This is a genomic window from Micromonospora sp. CPM1, from assembly GCF_023896895.1.
Taxonomy (GTDB): Bacteria; Actinomycetota; Actinomycetes; order Mycobacteriales; family Micromonosporaceae; genus Micromonospora; species Micromonospora tulbaghiae.
In genome coordinates, this window is sequence record NZ_JAMHIU010000001.1 from 616,257 (window position 1) to 636,166 (window position 19,910).

Consider the following 19,910-nt stretch of genomic DNA (forward strand, 5'->3'; position numbering starts at 1 on the left):
CCCGCTAGGGTGAGCGCGTGACGGTGTTCCGGATCGGCGAGGCGGCCGAGCTGCTCGGGGTCAGCGCGGACACGGTCCGCCGCTGGATCGACGCCGGCAAGCTGCCGGCCACCCGCGACGAGCACGGCCACCGGGTGCTCGACGGCGCCGACGTGGCCGCGTTCGTCCGCGCCCCCGGCCACCCCGAGCTGTCCTCGGCCCGCAACCGGCTGCGCGGCATCGTCACCGCCGTCGTCAAGGACGCCGTGATGGCCCAGGTCGACATCCAGGCCGGGCCGTTCCGGGTGGTGTCGCTGATGAGCCGCGAGGCCGTCGACGACCTCGACCTCCAGGTCGGCTCCGTCGCCGTCGCGGTGATCAAGTCGACCACCGTCGTGGTCGAGCGCGCCTCCACCCCCAGGGGAAGGACCAGCCCGTGACCGTACGGTGGAGCCGCGCCGCGCTCGCCGCCGCGCTGGTGGCGGCACTCGGCCTGACCGGCTGCGGCGGCGCCGACGAACCGGCCGGGCCCGACGGCGCGGGCCCGGTGACCGTGTTCGCCGCCGCCTCGCTCACCGAGTCGTTCACCCGGCTCGGCAAGGAGTACGAGGCCGCGCACCCGGGCCGCACCGTCGCGTTCAACTTCGGCGGCAGTTCCGGGCTCGCCACCCAGATCACCCAGGGTGCGCCGGCCGACGTGTTCGCCGCCGCCTCCCCGGCCACCATGAAGACGGTCACCGACGCCGGTGACGCCGCCGGCGAACCGGCCGTGCTGGTCCGCAACCAGCTCGTCGTCGCCGTACCCTCTGGCAACCCGGCGCGGGTCGGCGGGCTGGCCGACCTGGCCCGCCCCGGCGTCAAGGTGGCGCTCTGCGCGGAGCAGGTGCCCTGCGGCGCCGCCGCGCGCACCGCGCTCGACGCGGCGGGTGTGCGGCTCACGCCCGCCACGCTCGAACAGGACGTCAAGGGCGCGCTGGCCAAGCTGCGCCTCGGCGAGGTCGACGCCGCGCTGGTCTACCGCACCGACGTACGCGCCGCTCCCGGGCTCGACGCGGTCGAGTTCCCCGAGTCGGCGCGCGCCGTCAACGACTATCCGATCGTGGTGCTTCGCGCCGCCGGCAACCCGGCCGGCGCCCGTGACTTCGTCGACTTCGTCCGCTCCGACGCCGGGCTCGCCGTGCTCACCGCCGCCGGGTTCCAGGCGCCGCCGGGCGCATGAGCCGCACCGTACGCCGGCAGCGGGTGCCGATCGCCCTGCTCGTGCCCGCCGGGCTCGGACTCGCCTTCCTCGTCCTGCCGCTCGCCGGTCTGCTCATCCGGGCACCCTGGACCACGCTGCCCCGGCGGCTGACCGAACCGGGTGTGCTCACCGCGCTTCGGCTGTCGCTGGAGACCGCCACCGTCGCCACCCTGCTCTGCGTGGCGCTCGGCGTACCCCTGGCGTGGCTGCTGGCCCGGGTGGAGTTCCCCGGGCGGCGGCTGGTCCGGGCGCTGGTCACGGTGCCGCTGGTACTGCCGCCGGTGGTCGGCGGCGTGGCGCTGCTGCTGGTCTTCGGCCGGCGCGGGCTGATCGGGTCGTGGCTGGACGAGACGTTCGGCGTGACGCTGCCGTTCACCACCGCCGGGGTGGTGCTGGCCGAGGCGTTCGTGGCCATGCCGTTCCTGGTCATCGCCGTCGAGGGCGCGCTCCGCGGCGCCGACCCCCGGTACGAGGAGGCAGCCGCCACGCTCGGCGCCGGGCGGTTCACCACCTTCACCCGGGTCACGCTGCCGCTCGTCGCCCCGGGCGTGGCGGCCGGCGCGGTGCTCTGCTGGGCGCGCGCGCTCGGCGAGTTCGGCGCCACCATCACGTTCGCCGGCAACTATCCCGGCCGCACCCAGACCATGCCGCTGGCGGTCTACCTGGCGCTGGAGACCGACCTGCAGGCCGCGATCGTGCTCAGCCTGATCCTGCTCACCGTCTCCGTGGTCATCCTCGCCGCGTTGCGCGACAAATGGGTCGGGACGACATGAGTGTGCTGGACGCGCATCTGGTCGCAGAGCGGGACGGGTTCACCCTCGACGTGCGGCTGCGCATCGCCGCCGGCGAGGTGGTGGCGCTGCTCGGCCCCAACGGCGCCGGCAAGACCACAGCGCTGCGGGTGCTCGCCGGACTGCACCCCCTCACCGCCGGGCACCTCACGCTCGACGGCGCCGACCTGGACCGGCCCGACCGCCGGGTGTGGACGCCGCCGGAGCGGCGGCCGGTCGGCGTGGTGTTCCAGGACTACCTGCTGTTCCCGCACCTCAGCGCGCTGGACAACGTGGCGTTCGGGCCGCGCCGACGGGGCGCCGACAAGCGCGCCGCCCGCGCCCGGGCCCAGGAGTGGCTGGACCGCGTCGGCCTCGGCGACCAGGCCCGGCGCCGGCCCCGGCAGCTCTCCGGCGGGCAGGCGCAGCGGGTCGCGCTGGCCCGCGCGCTCGCCGTCGACCCGGCGCTGCTGCTGCTCGACGAGCCGCTCGCCGCGCTCGACGCCCGGACCCGGCTGGACACCCGCGCCGAACTCCAGCGCCACCTCGGCGCGCACTCCGGCGCGACGCTGCTCGTCACCCACGACCCCCTCGACGCCCTGGTGCTCGCCGACCGACTGGTCATCGTGGAGCAGGGCCGGGTGGTGCAGGAGGGCGACGCCGCCACCGTCACGGCCCGGCCTCGCACCGACTACGTGGCCCGGCTGGTCGGCCTCAACCTGCACCACGGTCACGCCGACGGGCACACCGTCACCGTCGGTGAGCTGACGCTCACCACCGCCGACACCGTCCACGGTGAGGCGTTCGTGGCGTACCCGCCGGCCGCCGTCGCGCTGCACCCGTCCCGGCCCGAGGGCAGCCCGCGCAACGTCTGGGCCGCCACCGTCACCGGCGTGCAACGCCACGGCGACAACCTGCGCGTGCAACTGGCCGGGCCGGTCGAGGTCGCCGCCGACGTCACGCCCGCCGCCGCGGCCCATCTCGGACTGATCCCCGGCCGGCCGGTCTGGGCCGCGGTCAAGGCAGCCGAGACGCGCGCCTATCCGGCGTGACAAACACCGCTGGTCGCGACATGTGCGCAGGTGAGAGGTTTGATCTGCGCTCAACCGGTCACTGGGACGGTAGCGACGACGCAAAGGGGGACACGGTGCCCGACACGATCCGCAACAGGTCCAGTCTGGACGCCGACCTGCCACGGGGAGTCACCGACCCGTTGCTCTGGCGGGCCGCGTACGACGTTGCAGTCGCCCACCGGCCCGACGGGTCCGGCCGGTGCGAGAGCCTGCTGTGTGACGGCCAGGTAGCGCCGTGTGACGCGCTGACCGCCGCCCACCGGGCCATGGAACTGGCCGGGGACCGGCACGCCGACCGGGCCGAGCCCGAGACCTGGCGTACGGAGCAGCGCCGGCGCGCCGCCTGAGCATCGGGTCGCGGGCGGTTCGAACCGTGGACGCCCCGCTTCCGTGTTTATGATCGACAACTCGGTCGGAATGCGGGGAAGAGGAGAGTTCGTGACGGTCGACGCCCACGCGTTCTGGCTCCGCGCCCCCGGCCAGGGCGAGATCCGGCCGGTCCGGCTCGCCGCGCCCGGCCCCGGTGAGGTGCTGGTGCGCACGCGCTTCTCCGGCGTCAGCCGCGGCACCGAGACGCTCGTGTTCACCGGCCGCGTCCCGGCCGACCAGCACGACGCGATGCGGGCGCCGTTCCAGGAGGGCGACTTCCCGGCCCCGGTCAAGTACGGCTACCTGAGCGTCGGCACCGTCGAGGCGGGCGACGAGCGGCTGCTCGGCCGTACCGTCTTCTGCCTCTACCCGCACCAGAGCGCGTACGTGGTCCCGGCCGACGCCGTGACCGTCGTGCCGGACGGTGTGCCGGCGCAGCGTGCGGTGCTGGCCGGCACCGTGGAGACCGCGGTGAACGCCCTCTGGGACGCCGCGCCGCTGGTCGGCGACCGGGTCACGGTGATCGGCGGCGGGATGGTGGGCTGCGCGGTCACCGCGCTGCTGGCCCGTTTCCCCGGCGTCCGGGTCGAACTCGTCGACGCCGACCCGGCCCGCGCCGAGGTGGCCGCCGCGCTCGGCGCCGGCTTCGCCACGCCCGCCGACGCGACCGGCGAGCGCGACCTCGTGGTGCACGCCAGTGCCACCGCCGACGGGCTGCAGCGCGGCCTGGAGCTGCTGCGCCCCGAGGGCACGGTGCTGGAGCTGAGCTGGTACGGCGACCGGCCGGTCACGCTGGCGCTGGGCGGCGCGTTCCACTCCCGACGGCTGGGCATCCGCAGCAGCCAGGTCGGCACCGTGTCGCCCCGGCGGGCCGGCCGCAGCTACGCCGACCGGCTCGCGCTGGCCCTGGACCTGCTGGCCGACCCGGCGTTCGACGCGCTGCTCACCGGCCGGTCCCGCTTCGACGACCTGCCCGACGTGCTGGACCGGCTCGCCTCTGGCGAGCTGCCGGCGCTGTGTCATCTCATCACCTACGGCGAGGAGTGATCGTGTTCAGCGTGACCGTCCGGGACCACATGATGGTCGCCCACAGCTTCCGCGGCGAGGTCTTCGGCCCGGCCCAGCGGCTGCACGGGGCGACGTTCGTCGTCGACGCCACGTTCCGCCGCGCCGAGCTGGACGACGACGGGATCGTGGTCGACATCGGGCTGGCCACCGAGCAGCTCAAGGCCGTGCTCGCCGAGCTGAACTACCGCAACCTCGACGACGAGCCCGCCTTCGCCGGGGTGAACACCACCACCGAGGTGCTCGCCCGGACGATCGCCGACCGGCTCGCCGACGCGGTGCACGGCGGCCGGCTGGGGGAGGGCGCGCGAGGCCTGGCCGGCATCACCGTCACGCTGCACGAGTCGCACATCGCGTGGGCGAGCTACGAGCGGTCGCTCTGACCGGATGACAGTCGTCCACGTGGTGCTGCCGGGCGACATCGACGACCCGGCGGAACCCAGCGGCGGCAACGCCTACGACCGCCACGTCTGCCGGGGCCTGGCCGGACGCGGCTGGACGGTACGCGAGCACCAGGTGCCGGGCGGCTGGCCGCACCCCGGGCCACGGGAACGCGCCGACCTGGCCGGGCTGCTCGGCGGGCTGCCCGACGGCGTTCCGGTGCTCCTCGACGGCCTGGTCGCCTCGACCGTGCCGGACGTGCTCGCCCCGCACGCCGCGCGGCTGCGCCTGGTGATCCTGGTGCACCTGCCGATCGAGGGCGAGACGGAGGCGCGGTCGCTGGCGGCGGCCACCGCCGTGGTCGCCACCAGCGAGTGGACCCGCGACCGGCTGCTCGACCGCTACCGGCTGCCACCCGGACGGGTGACCGTCGCCCCGCCCGGCGTCGACCCGGCGCCCGTCGCCTCCGGCACGCCCGGCGGGGGACGGCTGCTCTGCGTCGCGGCGGTCACCCCGGTCAAGGGCCACGACGTGCTCGCCGCCGCGCTCACCGAGGTCGCGGATCTCGACTGGACCTGCGACTGGGTGGGTCCGCCGGACCGGGACCGGGCGTTCGCCGACCGGCTGCGCGGGCGGCTGGCCGCGACCGGTCTCGGCGGCCGGGTCCGGCTCACCGGTCCGCGCACCGGCCCCGACCTGGCCGCCACGTACGCAGCCGCCGATCTGCTGGTTGCGCCCTCCCGGCGGGAGACGTACGGAATGGTGGTCACGGAGGCGCTGGCCCGGGGCGTACCGGTGCTGGCGAGCGACACCGGCGGCCTGCCGGACACGCTCGGGCACGCCCCCGGCGGCGACCGGCCCGGCCTGCTGGTGCCGGCGGGCGACCCGGGCGCGACCGCCGCGGCGCTGCGCCGCTGGCTCACCGACCCGGGCCTGCGGGACCGGCTGCGCCGCGCCGCCCGGCAGCGGCGGCACACCCTCACCGGCTGGCCGGCCACAGTGGACCGGCTGGCGACGGCGCTCAAGGAGGCGACCGAGGCATGACCACCTCACTCCCGCCCGGCTTCGCGGACTGGCTGCGGCTGCGCGAGCCCGCCGACGCGGCGGCCCGCAGCGCCGAGCTGGCCGACGCGGTCCGCGACCGGCTGCCCGCCGGCCGTCCGCTCGTCGTGCACGACCTGGGCAGCGGCACCGGCTCGATGGCCCGCTGGCTCGCCCCGCGGCTGCCCGGCCCGCAACACTGGGTGCTGCACGAACGTGACGCGGACCTGCTGGCGCTGGCCCGGGCCGGACGGCTCACCGCCGCCGACGGCGCCGAGGTCACGGTGACCACCCGTGGCTCCGACGTCACCCGGCTGACCGCCGCCGACCTGGCCGACGCCCACCTGGTCACCGCGTCCGCGCTGCTGGACATGCTCACCGTCGAGGAGGTCGAACGGATGGCGGCGGTGTGCGCCGGCCACCCGACGCTGTTCGCGCTCACCGTGACCGGGCGGGCCGAGTTCACCCCGCCGGATCCGCTCGACGCCGAGCTGACCGCCGCGTTCAACGCCCACCAGCGCCGTACCGTCGACGACCGGGTCCTGCTCGGACCGGACGCGGTGGACGTCGCCGTGGCCGCGTTCCGCCGTCACGGCGTCGAGACGCGCGTGCGGCCGACCCCTTGGCGGCTCGGGCCGGAGCAGGCGGAACTGGCCGCCGAGTGGCTCACCGGCTGGGTCGGCGCGGCGGTCGAGGAACGACCGCATCTGTCCGGGCCCGCCGCGACGTATCAGAAGTGGCGGCTCACCGAGGCCGCCGCCGGCCGGCTCGAGGTGGTGCTGCATCACGCCGACCTGCTCGCCGGCTGAACCGTACCGGCCGTCGGCACGTGACAACCGGTGGGAACAAGGGAGGACCGTTTGTCACACGTCGCCGTCGCCGGGCCCGTACCGGCCGTCACGCCCGCCCCGCGCCGGGCCCGGACCGGCCGGGCATGGGTACGCCCGCTGCTCGGGCTCGCGGTGCTCGCCGCGCTCGTCGCCTCGGTGGGCACCGGCCCGTTCCTGGCCGGACTGCGGCTGATCGACGCGCCGGCGCTGGCCGCCGCGCTCGGCATCGGCGTGGTCACCACCGTCTGCTGCGCCTGGCGCTGGTCGCTCGTCGCCGGTGGGCTGGGCGTACGGCTGCCGATGCGCGCCGCGGTGGCGCACTGCTACCGGGCGGTCTTCCTCAACTCCACGCTCCCCGGTGGCGTGCTCGGCGACGTGCACCGGGCGGTACGGCACGGCCGCGACGCCGGTGACGTGGCGCGCGGCGTCCGGGCGGTGGTGTGGGAGCGCACCGCCGGGCAAGTGGTGCAGGTGGTCATCGCGGTGGCGCTGCTCGCCGCGTTCCCGTCGCCGGTGCGCCGGTACCTGCCGGCGCTGGCCGCCGTACTGGCAGTGGTGGCGTTGGCGCTGGTGCTGGCGGCCCGCGCGGTGCCCCGCTCCGGGGCGTCCCGCTTCGCCCGGGCGGCCCGGACGGCGCTCGCCGACGTGCGCTCCGGGGTGCTGGGCCGCCGGACCTGGGCCGGTGTGGTGATCGCCTCGACAGTGGTGTTCGCCGGTCACCTGGCCACGTTCGTGGTGGCCGCGCGCACGGCCGGCGCGGACGCGCCGCTGTCGCACCTGCTGCCGCTGACGCTGCTCGCGCTGCTGGCCATGGCGGTGCCGCTGAACGTGGGCGGATTCGGGCCGCGCGAGGGGGTGGCCGCGTGGGCGTTCGCCTCGGCCGGGCTGACCGCCGCGCAGGGTGTGGCGACCGGCACGGTGTACGGCGCGCTGGTCCTCGTGGCCAGCCTGCCGGGCGCCGCGGTGCTGCTGGCACGGCGGATGCCCCGGCGCGAGCCCGGCAACTGTCGGTGATCCCGCCTACGGTGGGGGAGCGAGGTGTGCGTCGCCGGGTCCGCCCGGCGACCGGACGACAGGAGAACCATGGACGAAACGCTGCCCACCGCGACGGTCCGGACCCGCGTGACGGTTCCGCTCCGGTTCCCCGACGGCTACGTGACCACGGCCCGCGTGCACACCTTCCACGGTCTCGTCGACGGCCGCGAGCACCTGGCGTTCGGGCTCGGTGAGCACGCCGACGCCGACCCGCCGCTGGTCCGCCCGCACAGCGAGTGCCTCACCGGGGACGTGTTCGGCAGCCAGCGCTGCGACTGCGGCCCGCAGTTGCGCGAGGCGGTCGAGCGGATCGCCGAGGCCGGCGGCTACCTGCTCTACCTGCGGCAGGAGGGGCGCGGCATCGGCCTGTACGCCAAGCTCGACGCGTACGCCCTGCAGGACGGCGGCCTGGACACGTACGAGGCGAACCTGGCGCTCGGGCGCGGCGCGGACGAGCGCGACTACACGGTGGCCGCGCAGATGCTCGCCGCGCTGGGCGTGGACCGGGTGGCCCTGCTCAGCAACAACCCGGACAAGGCGGCCCAGCTCGAACGGCTGGGCGTGACGGTGGCCGACCGGGTCTCCACCGGCGTGCACCTGTCGCCTGCCAACGCGGGCTACCTGGCGGCCAAGGTGACCCGTGCCGACCATGCCCTCGACCTGCCGTTCGTGCCGTGACCACCCGCCCGTACGTGCTGCTCAGCTGCGCGATGTCGATCGACGGCTACATCGACGACGCGACCGCCGAGCGGTTGCTGCTGTCGAACGACGACGACCTGGACCGGGTCGACGCGACCCGGGCCGGGTGTGACGCGATCATGGTGGGGGCGGCCACCGTCCGCCGCGACGATCCGCGCCTGCTGGTGCGCAGCGAGCGCCGGCGTGCCGAGCGGGTGGCGCGCGGGTTGCCGCCGTCGCCGGTGAAGGTGACTGTGACCGGCAGCGGCGACCTCGATCCGCGGGCCCGGTTCTTCACCGCCGGCGACGGCCTCAAGCTGGTGTACTGCCCGAGCGGCGTGGTGGACAAGGCCCGCGAGCAGGTGGGCGCGGTGTCCACGGTGGTCGACGCCGGTGATCCGGCCACTCCGGAGGCGGTGGTGGCCGACCTGGCCGGGCGCGGCGTGTCGCGCCTGATGGTGGAGGGCGGCGGCTCCGTGCACCGCCAGTTCCTCACCGCCGGCCTGGCCGACGAGTTGCACCTGGTGGTGGCGCCGTTCTTCGTGGGGGACCGGCGGGCGCCGCGCTTCGTCGGGGACGGCCGTTTCCCGTGGCACCCGGGGCGCCGGGCCCGGGTGGTCGAGGTGCGCCAGATCGGCGACGTGGTGCTCACCCGGTACGCGCTGTCCGACCGCTGCCCGGCCTGACCCCCGCGTCGATCCGGTCCGCCCTTGTGCAAGCTCATCGACGTGATTAGTTTGTTGACCATCCATACGAACTAATCCACTGCGCTTCCCTTCCCGAAGGGGGACCGATGACCGCGCACCACCCCGACCCGGGCTCCTCGCGCCGCCGCTTCCTCGGCCTGGTCGGCCTCGGCGTGGCCGCCACCGCCACCGGCCCGCTGCTCGCCGGCTGCTCCGAGAAGCCGGCCGGCTCCGGCGCCGCCCAGGACCTCGACGCCGTCTCCGGCCTGCTGCCCACCCGCAAGGACCTGCCCGGTGCGGTCAAGCCCGACATCGCGGGCACCCGCCCGGTGCCCGACGGCTACACCCGCTATCCGGCGAGCCTCGTCGACGCCGTCACCGACAAGCCCGGCACCAGCGGCAAGCAGGTCACCGCGATGACCCCGGCCTGGGGCCCGGCGCCGCCCGGCGTGGCGCAGAGCGCCTACCTCCAGGCCGTGAACGCCGAGCTGGGCACGCCGGTCAACTTCACCATCCAGGACGGCGTCACGTACGCCGACAAGCTCAACGCGATGCTCGGCGCGCGGGACGTGCCGGACCTGCTGTGCGTGCCGGGGTGGGAGGTGGAGAAGATCCCGCGCTTCGCCGAGGCGATCAAGGTGCTCTTCGAGGACCTGACCGACCACCTGAAGGGCGACGCCGCCGCCGCGTACCCGATGCTGGCGACCTTCCCCACCGGGGCCTGGCGGCGTGCGGTCTGGAACGAGCGGATCATGTCCGTGCCCAACCCCACGGACGGGCCGTTCCCCTGGGCGCTGTTCACCCGCAAGGACCTGCTCGACGCGCGCGGCCTGGCCGTGCCCGCGAACCTGGACGACCTGCTCGCCGTGGCCAGGCAGGTCACCGACCCGGCGCGCAAGGTGTGGGCGTTCAACGACGTCTTCGCCATGATCCAGATGTTCCACCGGGTGCCGGGCCACAAGGGCGGATGGCGGGTCAAGTCCGACGGCACCCCCGAGTTCAAGTACGAGACCCAGGAGTTCCGCCGCGCGCTGGAGGTGATGGCCAAGATCTACGCGGACGGCCTGGTCCACCCGGACATCGTGGCCAGCAAGGGCGCGGACGCCAAGCAGTTGTTCGCCAAGAACGGCGCGATCGTGTTCCTCCAGGACGGCTTCGGCTTCTGGCAGGGCGCCCAGGCCGAGCACCAGAAGACCAACCGCGCGCTGAACATCCAGCCGGTGCCGGTCTTCTCCGCCACCGGCGGCGACCCGCTGGTCTGGGGCGACGACGAGCCGATCTCCTACACGTTCGTCAAGAAGGGCCTCGGCAAGGACCGGGTCCAGGAGCTGCTGCGGATCATCAACTGGTGTTCCGCGCCGCTCGGCAGCCAGGAGGCCCAGCTACGGGACTTCGGCGTCGCGGGCAAGCACCACACCCCGTCGCCGAACGGGCCGGTGAAGACCGACCTGGCGTTCAAGGAGATCGCCAACCAGTACTTCTTCATCAGCGGCCGCAACCCCACCATCGGGCCGTTCCCGGACACCCCGCGCTTCGTGCCGGACGCGCTCGCCTACTCCAACGAGATGGTGAAGCACCTGGAGCCCAACCCGTGGGCCGGGGTGAAGCTGGAGATGCCCGCCGCCTACAAGGCCAACCAGGTGCCCACCGAGGACAAGTTCACCGACGTGCTGCGCGGCCGCCGCCCGCTCGCCGACGTGGACGCCATCGTCGCGGAGTGGAAGGCGAACGGCGGCGAGGAGGCCCGCAAACTGCTCGCCGACTCGCTGCCCAAGGAGGGCCGGTGAACGAGCCGGCCGTCCTGGCCGGGCCCGAGCGGGCCCGGCCGGACGCGCCGGCCCCACCCGGCCGCCCGCCCCGCCGCCGCCCGTCCCGCCGCCGGGTGCCGCTGCGCACCCGGCTGCGCCGGGACTGGCAACTGCTCGCCATGGTGGCGCCCGGCTTCCTCGTCCTGCTGATCTTCAGCTACCTGCCGATCGCCGGCAACGTCATCGCCTTCCAGGACTACAACCCCTACCTGGGCGACAACCCGTGGCAGGCGTTCCTGCACAGCGACTGGATCGGCTTCGGGCAGTTCCAGCTGCTGTTCGACGACCCGGCCTTCTGGGACGCGTTCCGCAACACGCTGGCGATCACCGCCTTCCAGCTCGTGTTCTTCTTCCCGCTGCCGATCCTGCTGGCGATCGCGCTGCACAACCTGCTGTCCAGCCGGCTGCGCGGGCTCATCCAGACCGTCGTCTACCTGCCGCACTTCTTCAGCTGGGTGCTCGTGGTCACGTTCTTCGTCGCGATGCTCGGCGGCGCCGGGCTGCTCGCCCAGAGCATGCGCGAGGCCGGCATGCAGCCGTGGAACGTGATGACCAACCCGGACACGTTCATCGTCCTGGTCACCGTCGAGGCGGTGTGGAAGGACGTCGGCTGGGGCACCATCGTCTTCCTCGCCGCGCTGTCCACGATCGACCAGAACCTCTACGAGGCCGCCGCCGCGGACGGCGCCGGCCGGTGGCGGCGGCTCTGGCACATCACGCTGCCCGGCCTGCGCCCGGTGATCGTGCTGCTGCTCATCCTGCGGCTGGGCGACGCGCTCTCGGTCGGCTTCGAGCAGTTCCTGCTGCAACGCGACGCCGTCGGCCGGCAGGCCGCCGAGGTGCTGGACACCTTCGTCTACCACTTCTCCATCGCCACCGGGAACTACGGCTACGGCGCGGCGGCCGGACTGTTCAAGGCCGTCATCGGGCTGGTGCTGATCCTGGCCGCGAACCGCGTGGCGCACATGCTCGGCGAACGAGGGATCTACTCGAAGTCATGACCACGCTCATCCGCCGGGCCGCCGGCGACCGATCCCGCCGGCCGGTGTGGCAGGAGCCGCCCACCCGCCTCGGGCAGGGGCTCAAGGCCGTCGCGCTCACCGTGCTGGTGGCGGGCGTGCTGTTCCCGCTCTGGGTGATCCTGGTGACCAGCCTCTCCTCCCGGGAGACCATCGCGCGGGCCGGCGGCCTGGTGGTCGTGCCCCGCGGCGTCGACACGTCCGCGTACGAGACGATCTTCGCCGGTGGCGCGGTCACCCGGGCGCTGTGGATCAGCACGCTCGTCACCGTCTTCGGCACCGCCATCGCGCTGACCGTCACCGTGCTCGCCGCGTACGGGCTGTCCCGGCCGGGCACGCTGGGCCACCGCTGGCTGCTCGCGTACTTCCTGATCCCGTTCCTGGTCTACCCGCCGCTGGTGCCGCGCTACCTGGTGGTCACCGGGCTGGGCCTGAAGGACACCATCTGGGCGCTGGTCCTGCCGCCGGCGATCAGCGTGTTCAACCTGGTCGTGGTGCGCGGGTTCTTCCAGGGCATCCCGTCGGAACTGCTGGACAGCGCCCGCATCGACGGCGCGAGTGACTTCCGTACGCTCGCGCGCATCGTGCTGCCGCTGTCCCGCGCGGTGATCGCCGTGGTCGGCCTGTTCTACGCGGTCAGCTACTGGAACGTGTGGTTCGACGCGCTGCTGTTCATCGACCGCAACGACATGTACCCGATCCAGCGGGTGCTCCAGAGCTACCTGCTGGCCGGGCAGGCCCCGCACACGTCCGGCGCCAGCAGCGGGGTGACCATGCCGCCGACCGAGGCGATCAAAATGGCGGTGGTGGTGCTGACCGTCGCGCCGATCGTCGCGGTCTACCCGTTCATCCAGCGGCACTTCGTCAAGGGCGTGCTGATCGGCGCGGTGAAGGGCTGAGGCCGCAGGTCAGTCAGAGCACCTGGGACAGGAAGCGCCGCAGCCGCGGGTGCTCCGGCGCCTCGAACACCGCCTCCGGCGGCCCGGCCTCCAACACCACGCCCGCGTCCATGAACGCCACCGTGTCGGCGACGCTGCGCGCGAACCCCATCTCGTGCGTCACCACGACCATGGTCATGCCGGCGGCGGCCAGGTCCGCCATCACCGCGAGCACGCCCTTGACCAGTTCCGGGTCCAGCGCGCTCGTCGCCTCGTCGAACAGCATCACCTGCGGGCGCAGCGCGAGCGCCCGCGCGATGGCGACGCGCTGCTGCTGGCCGCCGGAGAGCTGCGCCGGCCGTGCGTCCGCCTTGCCTGCCAGGCCGACCAGGTCGAGCTGGGCGCGGGCCAGCGCCACCGCCTCGTCCTCGCTCAGCTTCTTCAGCTTGCGCAGCGCCAGCGTGACGTTGCGCAGCACGCTCAGGTGCGGGAACAGGTTGAACTGCTGGAACACCATGCCGATGCGCTGGCGCAGCGCGTCCGGGTCGTCGCGCAGTACGCTGCGCCCGTCCAGCAGCACGTCGCCCCGGTCCGGCTCGATCAGCCGGTTGACGGTGCGCAGCAGCGTCGACTTGCCGGACCCGGACGGGCCGATCACGCAGGCCGCCCGGCCCCGGGCCACGTTTAGGTCCGCGCCGCGCAGCACCCGGTGCGCGCCGAAGGCCAGGTGCACGTCGCGGACGGCCAGGCTGACCGAGGTCGTGGTGGTGGTCATCGCGGGTCCTTTCCGGACGGAGTGAGATCCGCCGGCTCGGCGTCCGGCTCGGGCTCGGGCGGCGCGACCGGCCGGCCCTGCCGCAGGCGCCGGTCCAGCCAGTTGACCGCGTGGGTCAGCGGCACGGTCAGCAACAGGTAGAACAAACCGGCCAGCAGCAGCGCGGACTGGTTGCCGGTGTTCGCCGCGTAGTCCTGCCCGATCCGGAACAACTCCCGCTGGCTGGCCAGCAGGCCGAGGAAGTAGACCAGGCTGGAGTCCTTGATCAGCGCGATGAGCTGGTTGACCCAGGCGGGCAGCACCCGGCGTACGCCCTGCGGGATGATCACCAGGCGCATCGCCTCGCCCCAGGAGAAGCCCAGCGCCCGCGCGCCCTCCAACTGGGCGGCCTCCACGCTCAGGATGCCGGCCCGGAAGATCTCACCCAGGTAGGCGGCGGCGATCAGCGACAGCGCCAGCACGCCCAGCGGATACGGGTTCGGCCCCCACACCTGCATGCCGAGCGGCGCCAGGCCCACGCCGATGAGCAGGATGGTCGCCGCGGCCGGCAGGCCGCGGAACACATCGGTGTAGACCCGCGCCGGCCAGCGCAACCATCGGGTACGCGAGATGCCGGCGACGGCCAGCAGCATGCCCAGCACCGAGCCGAGCAGGGCGGCGGAGACCGCCAGGGTCAGCGTGTTGGGCAGCCCGACGGTGAGCATCTCGGGCAGCGCCTCGCGCATCGAGTCCCAGTCGAAGAACGTCTCCCAGAGGGTGCTCAGTGGATCCATGTCCGCTCCGTCCGCCCCGCTCGTGCTCGGTTACCGGTTCAGGAGGCGGCCGACGGCGACGGCACCGCCACCGACCCGCTGCCCGGCTTGAAGTCGGCCGGGATCGGCCGTCCCGGGTAGTACTCGGCCTGCAGGCGGCTCCACGTGCCGTCGGCGATCACCTCGTCCAGGCCCTTGTTCAGCGCCTCGCGCAGCTTGTCGTCGCCCTTGGCCACCGCGTACGCGGTCGGGGTGGGGCTGAGCTGCTTCGCCGCGACCTTGATCTTGCCGTTGCTGTCGGCGGCGGACTTGTCGCCGATCTCGGCCGGGGCGATCCAGGCGTCGGCCGTGCCGGCCTTGAGCTGGTTGATCGCGCTGTTGTAGTCCGGCACCCGCACCGGGTCGAGGTTCTGCTTGGTGGCGTAGTCGTCCTGCACGGTGCCCTGGACGACCACCACCCGCTTGCCGGCGAGCTGGTCGAAGCCGTTGATCGAGGAGCCCGCGGGCACGTCCAGGCCGAAGTAGCCGAAGTCGTAGCCGTTGCCGAAGTCCACAGTCTTCTTGCGGGCCTCGGTGATCGTGATCGAGGAGCTGCCCACGTCGAACTTGCCGCTGTTGACCTGGGCGAGCAGGCCGGAGAAGTCGGTGCCGACGAACTCCACCTTCAGGCCGATCTTGTCGGCCACGGCACGCAGCAGCTCGTTGTCGAAGCCGGTGAACTTCCCGTCCTTCAGGAAGACGTTCGGCGGGGCGTCGGTGAGCGTGCCGGCGCGGATCACGCCGGGCTGGAGCAGGCCGTACGGGTTGTCGGCCGCTGCGGTGTCGTCGTTGCCGCAGGCGGTGAGCGCGGTGACGGCGAGCAGGGCGGCCGCGCCGACGGCGGCGGCACGGGTCAGGACGGTACGGAAACGCACGATGTCTCTCCAGAGTGGATGGACGCGCGGCGCGCGTCGACGCAGCCCGCCGGACGGACGGCCGGGCCGGAGAAGGGTGGATCGGGGAAAGGAGGGTGGCGTTCGCTCAGCGCGCGAGGCGACAGGCGTCGCTGCACACCCGCATCAGGTCGACGTGACGGCGCTTGACCAGCGCGAAGCGGGCCGGGTACGCGGCGACGTCGCCGGAAGGGGTGGAGGGTGGTGCGGACATCGGTCTCCCTGGTCTGTTGCTGACCTGGGTGCCAGGCCACGCTTGCACCGGCGGCTGCCGGTGCCTGGTCTTCACCCGGGGCACCCCACCGCGGAGGAGGGTTGCCGGCCAGCGAGCCGGGGCTTCGCGCTGGCGCTCATGACCTGCCCAGAAGGCTAGCAGCACCGCCGTGGCTGCCGTCCAGCCGTTATGACCACCCTCACGCGCGGCGCCTCACCGCCGGGCCGGGACGACCGGCGCGTCCCGGCCGGTGCCGTGCCGCGACGGGCTGCGCTGCTCGTGGTAGTCCTGCTCCACGTTGACGGTCCAGACGTCGTGCTCCGCGCCGTGCGCGATGTTCTCCGCGGTCAGCATCGCGGTGAGCATCGAGTGGTCGGCGTTGTTGTACCGGTGCATGCCGTTGCGGCCGACCGGGTGCACGTTCGGCACGTTCGCGGCCAGCCAGTCCCGGATCACGTCGACGTTGCGCTGGTACCGCTCGTCGTAGACCGGGTACGCCTTCGGCATCCGGACCACGTAGCCCGCCTCCACGCACCCGGGCTTGACCAGGCCCAGCCGTTCCAGCTCGGCGGTGGCGAACGCGACCAGTTCGGCGTCCGGCGTCCGCCACATCTCGTCGCCCTCGAACACGAAGTACTCCAGCCCCAGGCAGGTCCGCCCGTCCTTGACCAGGTACGGCGACCACGAGCCGAAGTTCTGGATCCGGCCCACCCGGGCTGCCGGGTCGTGCACGTAGATCCAGTTGTCCGGGAACGAGAACTCCTCCGGCACCACCAGCGCCACGGTCAGGAAGTCCCGGTACCGCAGGTCGTCGGCGGCGGCCCGCACCTCGGGCGGCGCCTCCGGGCGCATCGCCCGCACCAGCGTGGAGATCGGCATCGAGGAGATCACGTGCGCGGCCGGCTCGGTGCGCTCCCCGCCGGCGTCGGTCACCGTCACGGCGGTCGCCCGCCGCGCGGCCGGATCCCGGTGCACCTCGCTCACCCAGGTGCCGGTACGCACCGTGCCGCCGCGCTTGGCGACCTCCTCGGCGCAGCGCTCCCACATCATTCCCGGGCCGTGCTTCGGGTACTGGAACTCCTCGATCAGGCTGGTCACGTCCGTGCGGTTGCGCCGGGGCAGCAGCGCGTTGCGCATCGCCGTCGCCAGCGACAGGTTCTTGATCCGCTGGGCGGCCCAGTCGGCCTGCAACTGGTCCGCCGGCATCCCCCAGACCTTCTCCGTGTACGTCTTGAAGAAGATCGAGTAGAGCCGCCAGCCGAACCGCGCCGACACCCACCCCTCGAAGTGCGACTGGTCCTTCGGCGGGCGCAGCCGCGCCCGGCCGTACGAGCCGAGGCAGCGCGCCGCCTCCAGCAGCCCGAGGTTGCGCAGCGCGTTGCCGGCGTTGAGCGGGTAGTCGAACAGCGCGCCCCGGTAGTAGATCCGGCTCATCCGCGGCCGGAGCAGGAAGTCCTCGTCCGGCAGGATCTCGTGCCAGAAGTCCTCGACCCGGGCCACCTTCGTGAAGAAGCGGTGCCCCCCGATGTCGAACCGCCAGCCGTCGCGCTCCACGGTCCGGCTGATCCCGCCGACCACGTCGTCGGCCTCGTAGACCCGTACCGGCCGGCCGTGCCGCAGCAACTCGTACGCGGCGGTCAACCCGGCCGGTCCCGCCCCGATGATCACGGTTCCGTCGCCGTCACCCATGCCGTCCGTGCCCCCCGCCGCCAGCCTGCCGATGCGGCACCGCCCTTACCCGTCCTGCCGACAACTTCACCTGCCGGCCCACACCGATCCGCCGGCCGCTCAGCCCGCTCACCGCCCCGCCCGCTCATCGCCCCGCCCTGCCCCGTCGATCATGAAGTTGACGGTGTCTGGCGTCCGATTTGTCGCCGCCAACCTCATGATCGCCGTGGCCGTGGCCGTGGCCGTGGCTGTGGCCGGGCCGGAGGGGTGGGTGTGGGCGGGGCCGGATGGGGAATGCGGGCCGGGTTTCCGGCCGGGCATGTCGGCCAGAGGCCGACCGGTGGGAGCGTGATGGCGGACGAGCGGCGGGCCGACGCCGGCGGCACGGCCGGGGCCGGCCGCGCGGGCGGCCCCCGCGGCGTTGCGCGCTCCGGGCGTACCCGGTGGTGGGCGCGCGGGGCCCAGGTCGTCCGCCGGGTGCCCGAGCCCTGGGGATTCGTGTTCGCCGTCTTCGTCGGCTCGAAGCTCGTGCTCACCCTGGTCGGCGTGCTGGTGCTCAGCGCCTGGGACGGGGTGCCGGGCGCACCGCCGACGGACGAGACCGGCATGCGGGAGCAGCAGGACGCGATCTCGTCGCACCGCTGGATCTCGCTCTGGTTCGCCTGGGACTCGTTCCTCTACGACCACCTGGCCCGGCTGCCGCTGGACCGGCCCTGGACCGACTTCGGCTTCCCGCTGCTCTACCCGTTCCTGGCCCGGCCGATCGCGCCGCTGCTCGGCGGGCACACCGCCTGGGCGCTGCTGCTGATCAGCAACGTGGCGCTGGTGTTCCAGCTCTATTTCGCGTACCGGCTGGGGGGCCGGCTGCTCGGCGGCGCCGGACCGGACGACGGCCGGCGAGCGGTCCGGTATCTGATGCTCCTGCCGACGGCGTTCCTGTTCCAGGCGGCGCTCACCGAGTCGCTGTTCGTCTGCCTCGCGCTGGCCGCCTTCTGGTACGCCGAGCGGAGCCGCTGGCTGCTCGTCGGCGTGATCGGCTACTTCCTGGCGATGAGCCGCTCGGTCGGCTTCCTCGTGGTGGTGCCGCTGGCGCTGGTGCTGCTGCGCGAGCACGGCTGGCGGGCCGGACCCCGGGCGTGGCCGCGCCTGCTGCGCCAGGGCTGGCCGCTGCTGCTTGTCCCGGCGGGCTGGCTCACGTTCATGGCGTTCTGCCGCTGGCAGAGCGGCGACTGGTTCGCCTACCAGCACGCCCAGGAGACCGGCTGGGGGATCCGGCTGCAGAACCCCCTGGGAGTGGCCGGTTCCGCGCTGTTCGGCGGCAACTCCGCCGACGCGCTGCGGGTCTGGATCGCCGTGGCGATGGTGGCGGTCGCGGCCGTCGGGCTGCGCCGCCGGGCCGACTGGCCGTACCTGGTCTACACGCTGGTCGTGGTGCTGGTGCCGCTGTCGATGGGGCCGCCGGTGTACAAGAGCCTGCTGCGCTACCTGCTGGCCGCCTTCCCGGTCGCGTTCGTGCTGGCCCGCTGGGCGCGGCGGCCCGGCCTCGACGGCTGGCTCACCGCCGCGCTGGCGCTGCTCCAGGGCGCGTTGTTCGCGGTGTGGCTCACCTACTGGACCCACCTGATCATCTGACCGCCGCTGCGGTTGCCGCCGCCGTCGCCGTGGGCGCCGTCCGGCGGGACGGCCGGACGGGCCGCAGAATGGGCTGATGACCGACCGGCGGGTGACCCTGGACGACCTCGGCGCCTGGTTGATCAAGGGCAACGCGGACGCGGCGGACCTGACGGCCCGCTTCGCCGCCGACCCGCGCGTGACCGGCTGGTGCGTCCGCCCCGGCTACCGGGTACGCCTGATGCGCCCCGGCCAGCCGGTGGTGTTCTGGGCCAGCGGCAGCCGCGGCCGGGCGCCGTACGGCGTCTGGGGCGTCGGCCGGATCGCCGCCGCTCCCGAGCCGGGCGCGCCGGGCCGGCCGTGGACCGCGCCGCTGGACCTGACGATCCTGGACGAGCCGCTGCGGGTACGCCGCGACCTGCTGCGCGCCGACCCGCGGCTGGCCGGCGCGGAGGTGTTCCGGCAGCCGCAGGCGTCGAACCCGTCCTACCTGACCGTGGCCCAGTTCGAGGCGCTGCGCGGCCACCTGCCCGTCCGGCCGAGTTGCTGATCTCGATCCGGGGATCCGGACGGTTTCTGCTACCCGGCCGCCGTGGGCGCGGAAGACTTCGCCAACGGAGGTGTCAGTCATGGCCGGTTCTTCCCGCGTCGCCCGCAACGCGCCCGCGTCCCCGGTACGCCGGGCCGCCCAGGTGGTCGGCATCGTCTTCCTGGTGGTGGGCGTGCTGGGGTTCATCCCCGGCATCACCACGAACTACGACACGATGATGTTCGCCGGGCACGAGTCCCGGGCGAAGCTGCTGGGCCTGTTCCAGGTGTCGGTCCTGCACAACATCGTGCACCTGCTCTTCGGCGTCGCCGGGCTGGCGCTGTCCCGGACGGTCTCCGGCGCCCGCGCGTACCTGATCGGCGGCGGCGCCATCTACCTGGTGCTCTGGCTCTACGGCCTGGTGATCGACCACGACAGCGGCGCCAACTTCGTGCCGCTCAACGGCGCCGACAACTGGCTGCACCTGTTCCTCGGCGTCGGCATGATCGCCCTCGGGGTGGCGCTCACCCGCCGCCCGGGGCGTCGCGCCTGACGACCCGCCCCGACGCGCCGTGCC

23 protein-coding genes and 1 riboswitch are annotated in these 19,910 nt (G+C 73.7%); of the genes, 18 read left to right on the plus strand and 5 right to left on the minus strand.

All coding sequences use genetic code 11. The features are described from left to right. Positions 1-17 precede the first annotated feature (17 nt). From M8C11_RS02330 to M8C11_RS02400, 15 genes are all read left to right on the plus strand, one after another. On the plus strand, positions 18-419 hold the full coding sequence (locus tag M8C11_RS02330; RefSeq protein WP_252448123.1) for a MerR family DNA-binding transcriptional regulator: 402 nt from the start codon (positions 18-20) through the stop codon (positions 417-419). Next, positions 416-1,198, plus strand: coding sequence for a molybdate ABC transporter substrate-binding protein (gene modA, locus M8C11_RS02335; RefSeq protein ID WP_252448124.1), 783 nt, complete (start codon positions 416-418; stop codon positions 1,196-1,198). Before M8C11_RS02330 ends, modA begins: the two co-directional genes overlap by 4 nt. Then, positions 1,195-1,992, plus strand: a complete 798-nt coding sequence (locus M8C11_RS02340; RefSeq protein WP_252448126.1) for an ABC transporter permease — start codon at positions 1,195-1,197, stop codon at positions 1,990-1,992. Before modA ends, M8C11_RS02340 begins: the two co-directional genes overlap by 4 nt. Next, on the plus strand, positions 1,989-3,041 hold the full coding sequence (locus tag M8C11_RS02345) for an ABC transporter ATP-binding protein (RefSeq protein ID WP_252448127.1): 1,053 nt from the start codon (positions 1,989-1,991) through the stop codon (positions 3,039-3,041). Before M8C11_RS02340 ends, M8C11_RS02345 begins: the two co-directional genes overlap by 4 nt. Before the next feature lie 95 nt (positions 3,042-3,136). Next, positions 3,137-3,409 (plus strand): hypothetical protein, encoded by a 273-nt coding sequence (locus tag M8C11_RS02350; protein ID WP_252448129.1) that lies wholly within the window; start codon positions 3,137-3,139, stop codon positions 3,407-3,409. Between the two features lie 49 nt (positions 3,410-3,458). Beyond that, positions 3,459-4,478 carry a zinc-binding alcohol dehydrogenase gene (locus tag M8C11_RS02355; protein ID WP_374666807.1) on the plus strand — a complete coding sequence of 340 codons (1,020 nt, stop codon included), beginning with the start codon at positions 3,459-3,461 and terminating at the stop codon, positions 4,476-4,478. A 2-nt stretch (positions 4,479-4,480) separates the two neighbouring features. Continuing rightward, positions 4,481-4,879: a 6-carboxytetrahydropterin synthase gene (locus M8C11_RS02360; RefSeq protein WP_252448132.1), complete on the plus strand. Its 399-nt coding sequence runs from the start codon at positions 4,481-4,483 to the stop codon at positions 4,877-4,879. Between the two features lie 4 nt (positions 4,880-4,883). Beyond that, positions 4,884-5,921 carry a glycosyltransferase family 4 protein gene (locus M8C11_RS02365; protein WP_120569528.1) on the plus strand — a complete coding sequence of 346 codons (1,038 nt, stop codon included), beginning with the start codon at positions 4,884-4,886 and terminating at the stop codon, positions 5,919-5,921. Next, positions 5,918-6,727, plus strand: coding sequence for a class I SAM-dependent methyltransferase (locus M8C11_RS02370; RefSeq protein WP_252448133.1), 810 nt, complete (start codon positions 5,918-5,920; stop codon positions 6,725-6,727). The genes M8C11_RS02365 and M8C11_RS02370 overlap by 4 nt, the downstream gene beginning before the upstream one ends. A 51-nt stretch (positions 6,728-6,778) precedes the next feature. Beyond that, entirely contained in the window at positions 6,779-7,762 is a 984-nt protein-coding gene (locus tag M8C11_RS02375; RefSeq protein WP_120569530.1) for a lysylphosphatidylglycerol synthase transmembrane domain-containing protein, read from the plus strand. A gap of 69 nt (positions 7,763-7,831) precedes the next feature. After that, positions 7,832-8,461, plus strand: a complete 630-nt coding sequence (gene ribA / locus M8C11_RS02380; protein ID WP_121684974.1) for a GTP cyclohydrolase II — start codon at positions 7,832-7,834, stop codon at positions 8,459-8,461. Further along, positions 8,458-9,147 (plus strand): RibD family protein, encoded by a 690-nt coding sequence (locus M8C11_RS02385; protein WP_120569532.1) that lies wholly within the window; start codon positions 8,458-8,460, stop codon positions 9,145-9,147. Before ribA ends, M8C11_RS02385 begins: the two co-directional genes overlap by 4 nt. A 107-nt stretch (positions 9,148-9,254) precedes the next feature. Continuing rightward, complete coding sequence (locus M8C11_RS02390) at positions 9,255-10,934, plus strand: extracellular solute-binding protein (protein WP_121684972.1); 1,680 nt, start codon at positions 9,255-9,257, stop codon at positions 10,932-10,934. Further along, a complete protein-coding gene (locus tag M8C11_RS02395) occupies positions 10,931-11,956 on the plus strand; it encodes a sugar ABC transporter permease (protein ID WP_252448134.1) in 1,026 nt (341 codons plus the stop codon). Before M8C11_RS02390 ends, M8C11_RS02395 begins: the two co-directional genes overlap by 4 nt. Further along, positions 11,953-12,873, plus strand: a complete 921-nt coding sequence (locus M8C11_RS02400; RefSeq protein WP_120569535.1) for a carbohydrate ABC transporter permease — start codon at positions 11,953-11,955, stop codon at positions 12,871-12,873. Before M8C11_RS02395 ends, M8C11_RS02400 begins: the two co-directional genes overlap by 4 nt. A 13-nt stretch (positions 12,874-12,886) precedes the next feature. Here M8C11_RS02400 and M8C11_RS02405 read toward each other — a convergent pair whose 3' ends face one another. The 5 genes from M8C11_RS02405 to M8C11_RS02420 form a co-directional block, all read right to left on the minus strand. After that, positions 12,887-13,627: an amino acid ABC transporter ATP-binding protein gene (locus M8C11_RS02405; RefSeq protein WP_252448135.1), complete on the minus strand. Its 741-nt coding sequence runs from the start codon at positions 13,625-13,627 to the stop codon at positions 12,887-12,889. Continuing rightward, positions 13,624-14,400 (minus strand): amino acid ABC transporter permease, encoded by a 777-nt coding sequence (locus tag M8C11_RS02410; RefSeq protein ID WP_128137467.1) that lies wholly within the window; start codon positions 14,398-14,400, stop codon positions 13,624-13,626. Before M8C11_RS02410 ends, M8C11_RS02405 begins: the two co-directional genes overlap by 4 nt. A 38-nt stretch (positions 14,401-14,438) precedes the next feature. Continuing rightward, a complete protein-coding gene (locus M8C11_RS02415) occupies positions 14,439-15,293 on the minus strand; it encodes an ABC transporter substrate-binding protein (protein ID WP_252448136.1) in 855 nt (284 codons plus the stop codon). A 106-nt stretch (positions 15,294-15,399) separates the two neighbouring features. Next, on the minus strand, positions 15,400-15,525 hold the full coding sequence (locus tag M8C11_RS30170; RefSeq protein WP_013286752.1) for a hypothetical protein: 126 nt from the start codon (positions 15,523-15,525) through the stop codon (positions 15,400-15,402). Positions 15,526-15,558: 33 nt separating this feature from the next. After that, positions 15,559-15,669, minus strand: a riboswitch (SAM riboswitch). A 69-nt stretch (positions 15,670-15,738) separates the two neighbouring features. Then, a complete protein-coding gene (locus M8C11_RS02420) occupies positions 15,739-17,214 on the minus strand; it encodes an NAD(P)/FAD-dependent oxidoreductase (RefSeq protein ID WP_252448137.1) in 1,476 nt (491 codons plus the stop codon). Positions 17,215-17,544: 330 nt separating this feature from the next. On the opposite strand from M8C11_RS02420, the gene M8C11_RS02425 reads away from it, so the two are divergent. The 3 genes from M8C11_RS02425 to M8C11_RS02435 all read left to right on the plus strand — a co-directional run bounded on the left by M8C11_RS02425 (position 17,545) and on the right by M8C11_RS02435 (position 19,886). After that, positions 17,545-18,825 (plus strand): hypothetical protein, encoded by a 1,281-nt coding sequence (locus tag M8C11_RS02425; protein WP_252448138.1) that lies wholly within the window; start codon positions 17,545-17,547, stop codon positions 18,823-18,825. A gap of 76 nt (positions 18,826-18,901) precedes the next feature. Beyond that, the gene (locus tag M8C11_RS02430; protein ID WP_252448139.1) at positions 18,902-19,354 is read left to right on the plus strand and encodes an EVE domain-containing protein; all 453 of its coding nucleotides are present in this window, start codon (positions 18,902-18,904) and stop codon (positions 19,352-19,354) included. A gap of 79 nt (positions 19,355-19,433) precedes the next feature. Next, positions 19,434-19,886, plus strand: a complete 453-nt coding sequence (locus M8C11_RS02435; RefSeq protein WP_120569541.1) for a DUF4383 domain-containing protein — start codon at positions 19,434-19,436, stop codon at positions 19,884-19,886. Positions 19,887-19,910 lie beyond the last annotated feature (24 nt).